Annotated in this window: 14 protein-coding genes; 11 read left to right on the top strand and 3 right to left on the bottom strand. The window is 64.4% G+C overall.

Annotated elements, in window-relative coordinates; all coding sequences use genetic code 11:
• Nucleotides 1-27 precede the first annotated feature (27 nt).
• The gene (locus OIU93_RS12050) at nt 28-819 is read left to right on the top strand and encodes an ABC transporter ATP-binding protein (protein ID WP_264270320.1); all 792 of its coding nucleotides are present in this window, start codon (nt 28-30) and stop codon (nt 817-819) included.
• 69 nt (nt 820-888) lie between these two features.
• Here OIU93_RS12050 and OIU93_RS12045 read toward each other — a convergent pair whose 3' ends face one another.
• Nucleotides 889-2,184, bottom strand: coding sequence for an MFS transporter (locus OIU93_RS12045; RefSeq protein ID WP_264270319.1), 1,296 nt, complete (start codon nt 2,182-2,184; stop codon nt 889-891).
• Nucleotides 2,185-2,737: 553 nt separating this feature from the next.
• Nucleotides 2,738-3,553 (bottom strand): hypothetical protein, encoded by an 816-nt coding sequence (locus tag OIU93_RS12040; protein WP_264270318.1) that lies wholly within the window; start codon nt 3,551-3,553, stop codon nt 2,738-2,740.
• Nucleotides 3,554-3,873: 320 nt separating this feature from the next.
• On the opposite strand from OIU93_RS12040, the gene OIU93_RS12035 reads away from it, so the two are divergent.
• Both OIU93_RS12035 and OIU93_RS12030 read left to right on the top strand, forming a co-directional pair.
• Nucleotides 3,874-4,455: a TetR/AcrR family transcriptional regulator gene (locus OIU93_RS12035; protein WP_264270317.1), complete on the top strand. Its 582-nt coding sequence runs from the start codon at nt 3,874-3,876 to the stop codon at nt 4,453-4,455.
• Nucleotides 4,452-5,393, top strand: coding sequence for a DMT family transporter (locus OIU93_RS12030; protein WP_264270316.1), 942 nt, complete (start codon nt 4,452-4,454; stop codon nt 5,391-5,393). The genes OIU93_RS12035 and OIU93_RS12030 overlap by 4 nt, the downstream gene beginning before the upstream one ends.
• A gap of 375 nt (nt 5,394-5,768) precedes the next feature.
• On the opposite strand, the gene OIU93_RS12025 is transcribed toward OIU93_RS12030, so the two are convergent.
• On the bottom strand, nt 5,769-6,992 hold the full coding sequence (locus tag OIU93_RS12025; RefSeq protein ID WP_264270315.1) for an FAD-dependent monooxygenase: 1,224 nt from the start codon (nt 6,990-6,992) through the stop codon (nt 5,769-5,771).
• 163 nt (nt 6,993-7,155) lie between these two features.
• Here OIU93_RS12025 and OIU93_RS12020 point away from each other — a divergent pair, with 163 nt between their 5' ends.
• The 8 genes from OIU93_RS12020 (at nt 7,156) to recA (ending at nt 15,248) form a co-directional block, all read left to right on the top strand.
• On the top strand, nt 7,156-8,322 hold the full coding sequence (locus OIU93_RS12020) for a CdaR family transcriptional regulator (RefSeq protein WP_264270314.1): 1,167 nt from the start codon (nt 7,156-7,158) through the stop codon (nt 8,320-8,322).
• A gap of 159 nt (nt 8,323-8,481) precedes the next feature.
• A complete protein-coding gene (locus tag OIU93_RS12015) occupies nt 8,482-8,823 on the top strand; it encodes a TM2 domain-containing protein (RefSeq protein WP_264270313.1) in 342 nt (113 codons plus the stop codon).
• 119 nt (nt 8,824-8,942) lie between these two features.
• Nucleotides 8,943-11,843 (top strand): DNA translocase FtsK, encoded by a 2,901-nt coding sequence (locus tag OIU93_RS12010; RefSeq protein WP_264270312.1) that lies wholly within the window; start codon nt 8,943-8,945, stop codon nt 11,841-11,843.
• A gap of 9 nt (nt 11,844-11,852) precedes the next feature.
• Nucleotides 11,853-12,452 carry a CDP-diacylglycerol--glycerol-3-phosphate 3-phosphatidyltransferase gene (gene pgsA, locus OIU93_RS12005; RefSeq protein WP_264270311.1) on the top strand — a complete coding sequence of 200 codons (600 nt, stop codon included), beginning with the start codon at nt 11,853-11,855 and terminating at the stop codon, nt 12,450-12,452.
• A gap of 31 nt (nt 12,453-12,483) precedes the next feature.
• Nucleotides 12,484-12,984 (top strand): CinA family protein, encoded by a 501-nt coding sequence (locus OIU93_RS12000; RefSeq protein ID WP_264270310.1) that lies wholly within the window; start codon nt 12,484-12,486, stop codon nt 12,982-12,984.
• A 219-nt stretch (nt 12,985-13,203) separates the two neighbouring features.
• A complete protein-coding gene (locus OIU93_RS11995; protein WP_217390542.1) occupies nt 13,204-13,629 on the top strand; it encodes a helix-turn-helix domain-containing protein in 426 nt (141 codons plus the stop codon).
• A 137-nt stretch (nt 13,630-13,766) separates the two neighbouring features.
• Nucleotides 13,767-13,991 carry a DUF3046 domain-containing protein gene (locus tag OIU93_RS11990; RefSeq protein ID WP_264270309.1) on the top strand — a complete coding sequence of 75 codons (225 nt, stop codon included), beginning with the start codon at nt 13,767-13,769 and terminating at the stop codon, nt 13,989-13,991.
• A gap of 210 nt (nt 13,992-14,201) precedes the next feature.
• Complete coding sequence (gene recA / locus OIU93_RS11985) at nt 14,202-15,248, top strand: recombinase RecA (RefSeq protein WP_217390544.1); 1,047 nt, start codon at nt 14,202-14,204, stop codon at nt 15,246-15,248.
• The last annotated feature ends 1 nt before the right edge of the window (nt 15,249 follow it).

Raw genomic sequence — 15,249 nt, 5'->3', positions numbered from 1 at the left:
AACCAACAGCCCAAGGGGGCCCAAAGCATGATCACAGCCACCGATGTTTCCGTCGGCTACGGCGGGAAGCTGGTAGTGAAATCCGTCGGGCTGCACGCCGGACCGGGGGAGGTCGTCGGGCTGATCGGCCCGAACGGCAGCGGCAAGTCCACCTTCCTGCGCACCCTGTACGCGGCCCTGCGCCCGCGGGCCGGGCTGGTCGTCCTCGACGGGCAGCCGGTCACGGCGCTGCGCGGCACCGAGCTGGCCCGGCGGGTGGCCGTCGTCGCCCAGGAAACTCCCACCGACCTGCCGGTAAGCGTCGCGGACATGGTGTTGCTCGGCCGCGCGCCGCACCGCAAGGCGCTGGCTGCCTTCACCCGCGAGGACCACCAGGCGGTGGCCGCCGCGCTGAGCCGGGTCGGCGCCCGTGACCTGGCCGACCGCCCCTACTCCACGCTCTCGGGAGGGGAGAAGCAGCGCGTGCTGGTGGCCCGCACTCTGGCCCAGCAGGCGGATCACCTGCTGCTGGACGAACCGACCAACCATCTGGACATCCGTTACCAGCACGAGCTGCTGCGCATGGTCGGGCAGCTGGGCGTCACCACCGTGGTCGTGCTGCACGACCTGAACCTGGCAGCCCGCTACTGCACCAAGCTGGTCATGCTCGAGGATGGCCAGGCGGTGGCCAGCGGAACGCCCGAGGAGGTGCTGACCCCCGAGATGCTGCTGCGGGTGTACGGGATCCACGTCGAACCGGTCTCCGTGCGCGGCTGCCTGCAGCTGGTCTTCAGCATGGCGGATGATCCGGCCATGGCGCAGTCGGGGGCAGCTGGCTAAACGACCCTTGCGCCGACGTCTTGATGGCGTGCGCCGGCCCGCAGCGGAAGGGGAGCCGAGGCCGGGCGCTTAGGTGGCTTCACCTTTGACTCCCTTCGCAAGCAAGTCGGGAAGCAGATCGTCATTCTCTCCAGCAATGGACTCATCGACGATCTGTCCAAGCCGCAATTGGCGAATGGAAGGCAGTAGGAGTGGCAGCAATGCCGCGACGACGAGCATTCCCGACATGAGGCTCACCATGATGGTGTTGCTGAAGTACTCGCTGAGCAACCCGAACAATACGTAACCGATTGGGACGGGGAGAAGCTGCCCGAACGTACTGATCGAAGACAGGCGTGACTGCAAACCTTCTGGAATTTGCTCTTGGAAGTATGCCGACCAGGACACGATCGAGATATCCAGGGCAATGCCCGCCAGGACGGCGGCACCGACGATCACCCCGAGCGGGGCGACAAAAGCCAGGGCCACAAGCGGCAGCGCTTGGGTAGCCAAGCAGAGAGATACCGTGATGCCCACTCGTCGGGGCCGGACCGCAACGGCGACCAGTGAGCCTCCGACCAGTCCGAAAGCGAAGCCGCCGCTGATCAATCCCCAAGCGAACGCACCTCCCAGTGATGAGTGGGAAACGACTGGTCCGAAAAGCTGGAATCCCACCAGCCACATCAAGACCGTGACGGCGGACTGCGCCACCATGATGACGTACCAACGCCTAGCACTGAATTCTTTCCAGCCGGTTCGGAAGGCTGATAGGGCAGAGGTCTTGCTCTTGATTGGCTGGGGCAATTGGATCGAAGCGAGAAAGAATACTGACAAGAGAAAAGTGGAAGCATTGAATGCCAGTGCCCACGCCGGGCCGATCAGCGCGACAACCAGACCACCGAGTGCCGGACCGAGCACCTTCGCGACGTTCAAGGGAAGACGAAGTACCGCGTTCGCAGCCACCCGTAGTTCCGCGGGGACCAACTGGACGATTGATCCCTGAGAAGCTGGTTGGAAGAAAGCCGAGGCCACACCCAAGAGAAAGACGGAGGCGACCAGCATCCATAGCTCAGCCACGCCGGTCAGAATCAGGATGGCTATTGCCAACTGCACGACTCCGGAAACGGTGTTCGCAATGACCATCACTCGGTCACGCCGGACCCTGTCTCCCAGCACGCCACCGACGAGAAGCAGGAACACTTGTGGAGCGATGTTAAGGGCGAGGATGAAGCCCAACCATTCGACCCCGCCACCTGCCTCAAGGGCCGCAAACGCGACAGCTATCGGGGCCGCGGCCGAACCGATCGAGGAAACTACTCGTCCGACCCAAAAGGATCGAAACTGTCGGTGGTGCAGAACAGCCGAGGCTTCTCTGACGCTATTCACGGTTCAACGGCTCCACTCGTGGCTTGGTGTCATAGGTCACCGAGTATGCCAGTGTTAGGGGTGGGAAGTTTCTCGACACTCAAGATCATCGCGTCCCAAAGACGTATGGCTCTTGGCGCTGACATCAAAGGCGTCACATCGATTAGGAATGCGTGCTTCAAATGACAGGTCAGATTCTTTACACCCTCCTCCTCGCTGGGGGTGGGATTGCACTCGGCATCGCTGGCATCCGGGAGATTTTGCGGTTGCGTAGGAGCAAGTAGGACCACAACTCGGCCCTGAACAAAAAATGGTGCTTCCCCCTTGGAAGCTCCATTTGTGTGCTTCGACATTGTATTCCCGGGACTTATGGCATCAAACTTCGGTTACAGGCAAAAAATTAGTGCCTACTGGAGGACCGTGACCGGGACCGTTCGACTGGGCGGTCTCAATTGCTCAGTAGACCGGCTGCCGTTACTTTCACGAGTCGACTGCACGGAATGTCAGAAGTCGTTTGCACGGCGATTGCGTGGTCGTTTGGGGAACGCTCACCGGACAGCCGCGCCAGCATCTTCTACTTCGTAAAGGTCACCCTGCCGCCGGACAGCCCGTCGATACTGATCTCGAACTCGACGCCACCCAAGTTCGACATACTCCACCCATCCTTGAATTCGTAAGTCTCCCCAGGTGCAAGCGTGTCAAAGCTCAAACCATCGCTCACGGTGTCGTCGCTCACAGAGAGGACATCACTTTCCCCCTCCGTAGTATTCGTTGCATGAGTAAAGATGAAGCTACTGTCGCGAGCTTGGCCTGAGACGTTCTTGATTGTCACGGGAAAGTAGATGTTTACGGGCAGCCGGGGCATCTCGTGGGCTCGGCTATTCCAGAAGGTCGCGCTGACACTCGGCGTGAACTCAACCGGATCCAGCACGGTGATTTCGAGTGCAACGGCTCCCTCGCGCGTGGTGTCGGTGTAGTTCACGGTCTGCCCAAACGTGCAATCCGCCGAGGCCCCCAACATAGAACAGTCGGTGGTCGCGTTCACACTGGGCGTCGGAGTCGGGGAGCTTTCTTCGCTAGTTCTCGCAGGAGCTGTTGCAGTTGACGCCGGAGACTCAACCACATCGGGCGTTGCGCTCCGCTCGCTGATCACACCGATAGTGATGATGACCGTCAGGACGGTAGCAAAGACGACAGCGCCGACGGCCCTTAGCAGACGACGAGACTTCGCCTTCGGGCGCCGAAGCGTAATCTCTGTGCGGAGCTTCCCTGGCGACTGGGACACGATTTCCCAGCCGTCGTCCTCCCACTTTTTGATCGTGCGAGGTTCCATGCCGCGTACGACGCGAATCGACCGGGTCTCGTAGTTAGCGTCGGTTTCGGTCATCATCGCCTGTTTGTCCCCAGTTCTGGGCCGGTGGCGACCCTAGTCGATCCTACAGATTACGCACGCTCCTCCCGGGCACCGAGACAAAGTCATTGAGCCCAGGTGGGGTGTCGACTATCTCAGCGCCGCCAGTAAGCCGAAGGCACCGCGGGACACTTCGAGTCACTGTTCGCGAGGGTCGACGTGTGAACAGGGTGACTTGTTGCCGTCCGCAAATCGACCTTTTAGGCACGTGGGCTGTAATGGGTGATCCGGACCTGATGGTGTCTGGTGAAATCCCGACACAGTAGGTAGACTGGTCTACTTACTGGAAGTTGGGTGCGATGAATCAGAGTCTTGGCCGGGAACGTCCGGCGCGTGGTCGCTTAATGAAGGCCGCTGCGGAATTGTTTTATGCGCAAGGGATCGCAGCGACTGGGATAGATTCGATCACCGAGAGGGCAGGTGTTGCGCGCAAGAGTCTCTATAACAATTTCGCCTCCAAGGACGATCTGGTGCTCGCCTACATTCGGGACCGGCACCAGGAGTGGCTGGACTTGTACGAGCTGCGGGCCAGCACAGCGGAATCTGCAAGCGACCGGGTGCTGGCTGTTTTCGATGCGTATATCGACCATGCCAATGCCGCCTACGTCCACGGGTTCCGCGGGTGCGGGTTGCTTAACGCGGCCGCCGAGCTACCTGCCGGAGCCCCCGGTCGTGTGGCAGTGCGGGAGCACAAGGAACAGGTTGAGTCGATCCTGAGCGCCGGATTGGCCAAGGTCTTCGCCCCGGACCGGGCCGCCGACCTCGCGGAGCAGCTGGCGTTCGTGCTCGAAGGCGCGGTAGCACGCGCCGGGCTTGAGGGTTCGGCAGAGCGGTTGGTCCACGCCCGGGCGATCGCCGCCTCGCTGGTGGACGCGGTGTGAAGCGCCAGAGGCTGCTGGCCTTCGGGGCAATTACCATCACTTCAATCCTGTGGGGCACCACGGGTACCGCTGCAACATTCGCGCCAAACGCGGGGCCGTTGGCGATTGGCGCCGCCGCTCTAGGGATCGGCGGCATCCTGCAAGCCCTCATCGCCGTCCCAGCGCTGCGCGCCAGCCGCACACAGTTGCGTGCCAATGTTCCCTCGATAGCTTTGGGGGCGGTGGCTGTGGCGATCTATCCGTTGGCTTTTTACAGCTCGATGCATCTGGCCGGGGTGGCGCTTGGATCAGTGGTTTCCCTGGCGTCTGCCCCCTTGGCTTCCGGCGTGCTGGAGCGTTTTGTGGAGGGTGCCCCGCTGAGTCGGTGGTGGATGCTCGCCGCCGGACTGGGCGTCAGCGGCAGCGCCCTGCTGTGCCTTTCCAAAATGACCCACGACCCCGCAGATGTAGGAACTACACTTGCCGGCATCGCCCTCGGCCTCGTCGCCGGAGCCACGTATGCTACCTATTCCTGGTGTGCACAACGGCTCATGGGCCAGGGCGTTAGTCGCTCCGCCTCGATGGGTGCAGTATTCGGGACCGGCGGCGCTTTCCTCATGCCAGTGCTATTCCTAACAGGTGCCCCGCTTCTCGCCACTCCCCAGGCGTTCACCGTCGCTGCGTACATGGCGTTGGTCCCCATGTTCCTGGGATACCTGCTTTTTGGATACGGCCTCTCCAGACTCAGCGCCAGTACGGCAACCACCATCACCCTAAGTGAACCGGCCATCGCGGCGGTCCTGGCTGTGGTCATTGTCGGTGAACGCCTCAGCGGCCTAGGTTGGACGGGTCTGGGGATTATCGCCATGGCCCTGGCCGTCCTGGCAATCGCACCTATCAATACGGGAAGTGCCGCAACAAAGATCGGCAACCAAGGCAAAATGCAGGCAGTGGGGTAGCGGTCGAAAATGGAACCCCACTGCTACGAGTCCACCTGCCTTGCACAGGAACCAATTCCCGGTGGGGAAGGGTCTCACGGTCCCGCAAGGGGATTGTCCGGGTAGGCGTTCGGAGGCGTTCCGCAAGGGGGTGGGCTACCGGAACGCACCAGGGCCTGACCTGAATGTTCGAAGTTTCTCGGATTCACAGGAAAGTCGGGTGTTCCGTAAGACCTGTCCGGTGAAACGTCCGGTGACGGGGCGCGAAACGGAACACCAGCACAAGCCCGATTTAGCTTCGGGGAAGCGGGGCAACCGCTGTCGAGCACGGACGCGTCTGTTCGATCACGGCTTCCAGCTGCCGATGCGTATGGTTCCAGACCGCGCGGGAACCCACTAGGCCGAGGCAGACTGAAGGGAACGTGCTGCCTGGAATTCATGGATCCAGCCCAGGTGGCGTTCCCACGCATCAGGCGCTGCAAGCCGGGCATTCCGCGCATCGGCGCGTTCCCCGTCGGGCAGGTGCAGGACATCGGCGGTCGTCGCAGAGGCGATCTGAACCTTTCGGGTGCGCTCGATCCGCACGTCCTGGTAGCGCTGGCGTGCCGCGTCCCAGCCAGAGCCGTCTTCCAGTGACTGGATGAGGCAGTCCGCCAAAACGATGGCATCCTCGATGGACTGGTTGGCGCCCTGCCCATGGTGGGGCACCAGAGCGTGGGCGGCATCTCCCATGAGGGTCACCCGCCCGCGGCTCCACTGGTGCAGCGGCGGACGCTGGAACAGTGCCCAGCGGTCTCCGGTCGGCGCTGCGCCGATCATCTGCTGCACCGCAGGGTGCCAGCCCTCGAAGGCCTTGAGGTGGGCTCCCTCTTCATCTGCGGTGGCCCAGGCAGGGCCTTCCCACGGTCCGTCGTGCCGGCGGACCAACAAGTAGTTCTGCTCTCCGCTGCCGATCGGGTAGTGCAGGAGGTGGCCGCCGGGGCCCATCCAGAACTGGATGGCCTCGGGATCCGGCAGGTCCGCCAGGGCCTCGGGGGAGACGATCCCGCGCCAACCGGAACAGCCGGAGAACTGGGCATCGTCGTATCCGACGACATGGCGGCGCAGCGTCGAGCGGGCGCCGTCCGCGCCGATCACGAGGTCGGCCTCGACGACGTCGCCGTCGGTGAAGTGCAGGCGCACGGCGTCGGCGGTTTCCTCGATCCGCTCGCAGGCCTTGGAAACGTGCAGGCCTTCACCGCCCAGGCGGTCCACCAGCAGCTTCTGCAAGTCTGCCCGGTGGATGCCGTAGTACGGCGCGCCGCACGTGGCTTGGTATTCCTCGCGGGAGGAAACCCTGCCGATGACCCGGCCGTCGCGGCCGTCGCGGAACACCAGGCCGTCCACGCTGGCAGCCGCCGTAGCCAGACCGGCGCCGATGCCGGTTCGCTCAATCAGGTAGCGGGTCGCATTGGCGGAGAGGGCAACGGCCGCGCCCACCTCCCGCAACTCCGCCACCCGGTCGAAGACCAGTGGTTCCAGGCCGCGGCGGCGCAGTTCGATGGCCAGGGTCAGCCCGCTGATGCCGGCACCGAGGATGGCAATGCGGCGGCCGCGTGGCTGGTTGATGGTGGTGTGCATGGAAAAATCCTTCTGGTGGAAACGGTGCTTGTGCGTCCCGTCCACCCTACGTAGCGGGTGATGCCGACCACATCGGCATGCGGTTGCAGTTTGGGTTCCGCATTTGCGACACAATGTCGCAATTTATTGGTTTTGACCGCAGTCTGCGGCCTACCATGGGCGGATGAACCGCATGCCGGAACTCCACGACGCCATCCAGGACCTCTCCGAGGCAATGGGCCGGCGACTGGTCGTGCTGGATCGCACCATGCGGGTCATCGCCTATTCAATCCACGAGTCCCCCCAGGACCGTCTGAGCCTCTCCCGCATCCTGGCCCACAGCGATTCGTGGGAGGCGCCGGCCACAATGAACCAGGGGAGTGCCGTCCACGACCTGGAAGGCATCGGGTCCGTCGTGATGCACCGGCTGCTGGGCGCCGACCGGCATTTCGTCGGGCACCTGCTGCTGACTCCTGCCGAGGGCACTGCTGCCGACCCTTTGGGGGACGTCGTCGCCGGGCACTCGCTCGATCGCATCAGCCGGCTTCTGGAGTCGCGGGACGCCGGTCTTCGGGCACTGCTGGACCGCTCGGGTGCACTGGCCCTGGACCTGGTCTCCCACGAGGACGAACGGCGGGAGAGCGCGGCGGCAACCCTGCTCGGCGAGGGGATTTTCGGGGCCTCCGAGCACTATTGCGCGGTCGCGGTCGGGCCCGGGGCAGTGGATGCCGACGCGGCTGCCAAGGGCCGGGTGGAACAGGCCGTCGCGCAAACCATCCGCTTCGTCAACGACACCTCGACGGCCAGCGTGATTGGCGGCGTTGCCGAGGAAGGCAACGGTGTGCTGATTTTCCCCCGCCCGGTGGTTGCCCCTCGCCTGGCACGAATTCTCACCCGTCCCCAACTCGCCCCGGCCCGGGCGGGCATCGGTCCGCTGGCGCCCCTGGACGGACTGCATTTTTCCTATCGGCGGGCGGGCTGGGCCCTTCGTGCCACCAGCCTGGCGCCGGCCGACCACCCGGTGGCGGTGCACTGGGCCGACACCGGTGCCGACGGCATACTGGCCACCTTGCCGTTGGACGGCCTTGGGGTGGCGGACCTGCCCTCCCCGGTAAGGCGCATCCTGCAGGAGCGCAAGACCCGGCACTGGGCGAAAACGCTGGAGGCCTTCCTCGAGAACGCGGGAGATATCCAGGCCACCGCCCAGGTGCTCAACGTGCACCGCTCCACCATCTACTACCGGCTGGAGAGACTCACCGAAGTCGCCGGCGTTGACCTGCGGCTGGGCACCGTCCAGCGCGACCTGCACCTCGGCCTCAGGCTTGCCCGGCTGGCAGGGTTCCTCGAGTAACCAGCCGGTTAGGAGCCATGACGGGTGACGGGAACCGGCATGGCCCATGTCAGGCAGCCATCGAGCCAGGAGAACCGTCCCCGGGCTCGGGTAGATTGGGAGGTTCCACACCACGCCCACCTCGCGTCCTGGACGCGTTGACACCTTCAGGGGGACCCCATGACCGAGGAAAACACCACACCGGGTACAACACCGCCGCAGCATTCCGGGCAGCCGGTCCACATCACCAACCATGTCGTCATCGTCCAACAGAAGAGCATGGCGGTGGCCTACTTGCTCTGGTTCTTCCTGGGACAGCTGGGCATCCACAAGTTCTACCTGAACAAGACCGGCATGGGCATCACCTACCTGCTGTTGGGCATCGTCGGCTGGGCCACCACCGTCTTGTTCATCGGCTGGGCCATCCTGGCGGTCCTTTGGATGATGCTGGTCATCGATTTGTTCACGATTCCCGGGGCCGTCGCCGCGGCCAACCATCGGACAGCCGCCATCCGGTACTGATCTGCTCCCGGCCTTCCTGCCTTTGCCCGCACCGGCTGTGATGGTTCTCCACGGCACCGGTTCCCCGACGGACCGTGTACATACGGGGCACGGGCGCCCTTGGGCGATACCCTAGAGCCATGGCCCCACGTACCTCTTCGCAAGGCGAGGGGAAAACGACCACGCGCAAACCGCGTGCGTCGAGCTCCTCTGCCAAGACGACCAGAAGCTCCAAGAGCACACCCGCACCGGTTGAACACGACTTCCCGCTGCCGGTGCGCATGGTGCGCTCCTTCTGGATGGGCATCGCGCGGGTCACCGGCGGCGCCTTCCGCAAGATCGGCCGCGACGTGCACCCTCCCTACGAGGTGCGCCGCGACGGCACCGGCCTTTTCCTGGTCATCATCGCCATCGTCGTTGCCTCGGTGGAGTGGTGGGGGCTGCGCGGGACGGGCGGCTACGGCGGGTTCGTGCATGCGGTGGCCGGCGGAACCTTCGGGTTCATGGCAGTGCTCATGCCCCCGATCCTGCTCATCGGGGCCATCAGGCTCTTCCGCTGGCCCGAGGAGCACCGCGCCAACAACCGCGTGGGCATCGGCCTGGCCCTGCTGTCGCTGGCCGGTTCCGGGATCTCCCACGTGGTCGGGGGACTGCCCCCGGTCTCCGCGCCCTTCGACGAACTCTGGGCGGCCGGCGGCATGCTCGGCGCCCTGGTTTCGGTCCCGCTGGCGGGGCTCATTTCCGGTCCCGGCGCCATGGCCGTGATGATCGCACTCGGGCTGCTGAGCCTGATGATCCTCACCGCCACCCCCTTCAGGCACATACCGGCGCGCTTCCGCGAGGGCTATGAAAAACTCATGGGCCAGCACCCGGAATCCGCCCGCCGCGCAAGCCACACGGAACTGACGGGCGACGAGCACGACCAGTCCTACCTCTACGACGAGCAACCGGAGAAAAAGCCGCGCAAGAAGATGCGGCTCTTCGGCAAGGACAAGGACGCCGAGGCCATTGCCGCCGAGGACCTGCTGGGCAACTCCGGCGAGGGCGCCTACGACCAGGCGGTCATCACCGACGCCTACGACCACACCATCGCACCCGGGTCCAACCCGGTGGACCTCTACGACGAGGCGGTCGACGCAGCGCACGAGGAACCGGCCATTCGCCCGGGCGTGCGCCGCCCCACCAAGGATGAACGCGAGCGCGCCGCGATCATGGACGCCGTCGGACTGGGCAGGGAACCCGAGGCCGACACCCAGGCCATGAGCGCCATCGACCTCACCTCCTACGACACCGAGGACGCCGCCACCTCCGCGATTCCGCAGGTCCCCTCGCGGCCCTCCGCGGCCCCGCTGCCGCCGATCCCCGCACGCACCGAACAGCTCCAGCTCTCCGGGGACGTGGCCTACACGCTGCCGTCCTCCGACTTCCTGCCTGCCGGCCCGCCGTCCAAGGAACGCTCCGAGGCCAACGACGCGGTGGTCGCGGCGCTGACCAACACGCTGCAGCAGTTCAAGGTCGACGCGAAGGTCACCGGCTTCTCCCGCGGCCCCACGGTCACCCGCTATGAGATCGAGCTGGCCCCGGGCACCAAGGTGGAGAAGGTCACCGCCCTGTCCAAGAACATCTCCTACGCCGTGGCCTCCTCGGACGTGCGCATCCTCTCGCCGATCCCCGGCAAGTCCGCGATCGGCATCGAGATCCCCAACGCCGACAAGGAAATCGTCGTGCTGGGCGACGTGCTGCGCAGCCACAACGCCCGCAAGACCGAGCACCCCATGGTCATGGGCGTGGGCAAGGACGTCGAGGGCGGCTTCGTCGTGGCGAACCTCGCCAAGATGCCGCACCTGCTGGTGGCCGGTGCCACCGGAGCGGGCAAGTCCTCGTTCGTGAACTCGATGATCACCTCGATCCTGATGCGCGCCACCCCGGACGAGGTCCGCATGGTCATGGTCGACCCCAAGCGCGTGGAGCTCACCGCCTACGAGGGCGTACCCCACCTGATCACCCCCATCATCACCAACCCGAAGAAGGCCGCCGAGGCACTGCAGTGGGTGGTGAAGGAAATGGACACCCGCTACGACGACCTGGCGAACTTCGGCTTCAAGCACGTGGACGACTTCAACAAGGCGGTGCGCAACGGCAAGGTCGTGGTGCCCGAAGGCTCCAAGCGCATCCTGAAGCCCTACCCGTACCTGCTGGTCATCGTCGATGAGCTCGCCGACCTGATGATGGTCGCCCCGCGCGACGTCGAGGACTCGATCGTGCGCATCACCCAGCTCGCGCGCGCCGCCGGCATCCACCTGGTGCTGGCCACCCAGCGCCCGTCCGTGGACGTCGTCACCGGCCTGATCAAGGCCAACGTGCCCTCGCGCATGGCGTTCGCGACCTCATCGGTCACCGACTCCCGCGTGGTCCTGGACCAGCCGGGCGCCGAGAAACTGCTGGGCCAGGGCGACGCGCTCTTCCTGCCGATGGGCACCTCCAAGCCCATGCGCGTGCAGGGTGCCTGGGTCACCGAATCCGAGATCCACTCGGTCGTCGAGCACGTCAAGGGCCAGCTGAAGGCCGAATACCGCAACGACGTCGCCGTCGAGGCGCCCAAGAAGCAGATCGACGACGACATCGGGGACGACCTGGAGCTGTTGCTGCAGGCCACCGAGTTGGTCGTCACCACGCAGTTCGGTTCCACCTCGATGCTGCAGCGCAAGCTGCGAGTGGGCTTCGCCAAGGCCGGCCGGCTCATGGACCTGCTGGAGTCCCGCGGCGTGGTCGGCCCCTCCGAGGGCTCCAAGGCCCGCGACGTGCTGGTCAAGCCCGACGACCTGCCCGAGGTGCTGGCCGCGATGCGCGGGGACGAGGGCTCCGCCCAGGACGTGGTTCCCACCGCGACCGAGGCCGCGCTGGCGGAGAATGCCAACGCCAACCACTACGGCACGGACCTGGTCGCCGAGGACCTCGACGGCTTCGAACAGGCCGTTGACTACCACGACGGCGCTGACGACGAGGGCTCGGAAGACGCCTGGAACCTGACCGGACGGTAGCCTAGAAGAGTGACTGAAACCCCAGCGAACCCGCAACCGGCCCACGTGCCGACCCTGAACATCGCCAATGTGCTCACCACCCTGCGCATCCTCATGGTCCCGTTCTTCATCTGGGCCCTGGTGGCCGACGAGAAGGAATACGGGCTCATGCGCTGGGTGGCGGTGGCGCTTTTCGCGGTGGCCATGTACACCGACAAGCTCGACGGGGACCTGGCCCGCAGCCGCGGGTTGATCACCAACTTCGGCAAGATCGCCGACCCGATCGCAGACAAGCTGCTCACCGGCTCCGCGCTGGTGATGTTCTCGATCCTCGCCGAGCTGCCCTGGTGGATCACCATCGTGATCCTGGTGCGCGAATGGGGCATCACGCTCATCCGCTTCGTGGTCATCCGTTACGGGGTGATGGCTGCCTCGCGGGGCGGCAAGCTCAAGACCGTGATGCAGACGGTGGCCATCGTGCTGTACCTCCTGCCCTGGACCCACACGCTTGACTGGCTGGGAGTTGTGGCGTTCATCGTGATGCTGCTGGCCCTGGCGGTCACCGTGGTGACGGGCCTTGACTACCTCCTGAAGGCCTGGCAGCTGCGCGCAGCAGCCACCCGCGACTAACCGAAACGCCAACCTCCGAGGACCGATGGACATGACAGTGCCCCTGGATGCAAGCCCCGGCTCCGAGCTGGCCGGCCGGGTGATCGCCGCGGCCATCGCGTCAGGGACTACCCTGGCCACGGCCGAGTCGCTGACCGCCGGCATGATTGCGGCAACGCTTGCCGAGGTGCCGGGCGCCTCGGCGGTGCTGCAGGGCGGGGTGGTGAGTTACTCCGGCGGCGTCAAGGCCAAGGTGCTGGGGGTCGATCCCCGGCTGCTGGCCGAGCGCGGATCCGTCGACGGGGACGTTGCCAGGCAAATGGCAGAGGGCGCCAGGCGGGCCTGCGATGCCGACCTGGCGGTCTCCGCCACGGGCGTGGCCGGTCCGGATGCCCACGACGGCAAAGGCGTGGGCACAGTTTTCCTTGGCTATGCCACGGCGTCGGGCAGTGGTTTCGTCGAGCACCATTTTGCCGGTGACAGGGCACGGATCCGACTTTCAAGCACCCTGGCGGCACTCGAATTGTTTTCCGCCCATCTGCCGCCCAGCTAGCGCACAGCTTAATGGGGCAAGGTGGCTATGAATCGTTTTGTGACAGCAATGCGGAATGATTTGCGGGTGTTGTGGATAATCACACACAGCAGTCGCTAAGGTGGGTGGCGGGGAACAAAAACCGACTCCCGGCAGTTATTACCCATGACGGGCACAAAAAAGTGACCCGCACCGATCGCCCCACAAGGCAATAGGACCGGAGAACAAAGGGCAATGCACATGGTCAAGCAACCAGTATCGGTAAACGGTGTGGTCCGTTGGCGTGATGTGGGCCTACAGAGCGAGGTCCGCCGCGACAAAGAGGAGCGCAAAATGGTAGTCCTTCGACACGAAATCGGCGACGTCCTCCGCGATGTCCGCCAACGCCAAGGTCGCACCTTGCGCGAAGTCTCCCACAGCGCCCGCGTCTCCTTGGGATACCTTTCCGAGGTCGAGCGTGGACAGAAGGAAGCTTCATCCGAGCTTCTCTCCTCAATCTGTGGCGCCCTCGAGGTTCCGCTTTCACTGATGCTCCGCGAGGTCAGCGACCGCGTTGCCATCGCAGAGGGCATCACCATTCCGGATACGGTCCCCGTGGACCTCACCAGCGAATTCGCCGGCGAATATCCGGTTGAACTCGGCAAGCGACTGGCCCCGAGCCACTAATCATCCAGACGCGGTCCCGGTGGTGTACCCGGTTCCGCGGCCATGACCCCCGTGCGGGTGTCCGTTCATGATGAACAGGACTCCGGTGCGGGGGTTTTTTGCTTAAGCGCCAAGCATCCCGTGGCACAATTGCGAGGGTGCGATTGAGTGATTTTTGGCGTCTGATGGACGACGAGTTCGGTGCGGGCTATTCCCGCACATTGGCTTCTTCCCTGGTGCTCGCTGCCGTGGGCGGGGTGACTGCGCAAGAAGCGCTGGCCAAAGGGGTCGCTCCGCGGGAGGTGTGGCTGGCGGTATGCGAGATGCAGGACGTGCCGCCCGAGCGCCGGTTGGGCAGGGACCAACCGATCAAGGAGAAGTAGAATATTCGAGGGACACACCCACCATCTTCGAATATCTGTTCGGAAGAGTGTAGAGTTCTCAATGAGAGTTCGTCGAGGTGAACGTGGCTGGTTTTTCCACAGCAACTACACCTCGAAACCAAAGTGTCGGCCAACCGTCGTACGCTCGTGGATAGACAAAGAGTACCGGCCAGACCCCTCATCGGATGGCCCTAACAACCGAGGTGAACAATGGCCGTTGGTAAAGATCGCGAGAAGGCACTCGAAGCTGCACTTGCACAGATCGACAAGCAATACGGCAAGGGTTCGGTCATGCGACTGGGCGACAAGACCGTTGCGCCGATTGCCGCCATCCCCACCGGGTCGGTGGCCCTGGACATCGCCCTGGGCATTGGCGGCCTGCCGCGCGGCCGCGTGGTGGAAATCTACGGTCCGGAATCCTCCGGCAAGACCACGGTTGCCCTTCACGCCGTGGCCAGTGCACAGCGCATGGGCGGCATTGCCGCCTTCATCGACGCAGAGCACGCGCTGGATCCCGAATACGCCAAGAAGCTGGGCGTCGACACCGACGCACTTCTGGTTTCCCAGCCGGACACCGGCGAGCAAGCCCTGGAAATCATGGACATGCTCGTGGGCTCCGGATCCGTCGACATCGTCGTGATCGACTCCGTGGCGGCACTCGTGCCCCGGGCCGAAATTGAAGGCGAGATGGGCGACAGCCACGTTGGCCTGCAGGCCCGCCTGATGAGCCAGGCGCTGCGCAAGATCACCGGGCGCCTCAGCCAGACACGCACCACTGCCATTTTCATCAACCAGCTGCGTGAAAAGATCGGTGTGATGTTCGGCAGCCCGGAAACCACCACCGGTGGCAAGGCGCTGAAGTTCTATGCGTCCATCCGCATTGACGTCCGCCGCATCGAAACGCTCAAGGAAGGCACCGTCCCGGTCGGCAACCGCACGCGTGCCAAGATCGTGAAGAACAAGATGGCCCCGCCGTTCAAGCAGGCCGAGTTCGACATCATCTACGGCCAGGGCATCTCCCGCGAAGGCAGTCTCATCGACATCGGCGTGGACCAGGGCTTCGTGAAGAAATCTGGCGCCTGGTTCACCTACGACGGGGACCAGCTGGGCCAGGGCAAGGAAAACGCGCGCAAGTTCCTGCGCGACAACCCGGACCTCGCCAACGAACTCGAACGCCAGATCCTCGAGAAGCTTGGCATTGGCCAGGCCGCCGAGGACAAGGACGGCGAGACCTTGCGCGTGGTCAAGGAGTCCTAGT

This window comes from Paeniglutamicibacter sp. ZC-3, from assembly GCF_025847175.2.
GTDB lineage: Bacteria > Actinomycetota > Actinomycetes > Actinomycetales > Micrococcaceae > Paeniglutamicibacter > Paeniglutamicibacter sulfureus.
This window is presented reverse-complemented; position numbering and strand designations above follow the sequence as displayed.

Excerpts from the sequence above, each read along its gene's own strand:
- OIU93_RS12050 (WP_264270320.1), top strand. The coding sequence starts at position 28 with ATGATCACAGCCACCGATGTTTCCGTCGGCTACGGCGGGAAGCTGGTA.
- OIU93_RS12040 (WP_264270318.1), bottom strand. The coding sequence starts at position 3,553 with ATGATGACCGAAACCGACGCTAACTACGAGACCCGGTCGATTCGCGTC.
- OIU93_RS12035 (WP_264270317.1), top strand. The coding sequence starts at position 3,874 with ATGAATCAGAGTCTTGGCCGGGAACGTCCGGCGCGTGGTCGCTTAATG.
- OIU93_RS12025 (WP_264270315.1), bottom strand. The coding sequence starts at position 6,992 with ATGCACACCACCATCAACCAGCCACGCGGCCGCCGCATTGCCATCCTC.
- OIU93_RS12020 (WP_264270314.1), top strand. The coding sequence starts at position 7,156 with ATGAACCGCATGCCGGAACTCCACGACGCCATCCAGGACCTCTCCGAG.
- OIU93_RS12015 (WP_264270313.1), top strand. The coding sequence starts at position 8,482 with ATGACCGAGGAAAACACCACACCGGGTACAACACCGCCGCAGCATTCC.
- OIU93_RS12010 (WP_264270312.1), top strand. The coding sequence starts at position 8,943 with ATGGCCCCACGTACCTCTTCGCAAGGCGAGGGGAAAACGACCACGCGC.
- OIU93_RS12000 (WP_264270310.1), top strand. The coding sequence starts at position 12,484 with ATGACAGTGCCCCTGGATGCAAGCCCCGGCTCCGAGCTGGCCGGCCGG.
- OIU93_RS11995 (WP_217390542.1), top strand. The coding sequence starts at position 13,204 with ATGGTCAAGCAACCAGTATCGGTAAACGGTGTGGTCCGTTGGCGTGAT.
- recA (WP_217390544.1), top strand. The coding sequence starts at position 14,202 with ATGGCCGTTGGTAAAGATCGCGAGAAGGCACTCGAAGCTGCACTTGCA.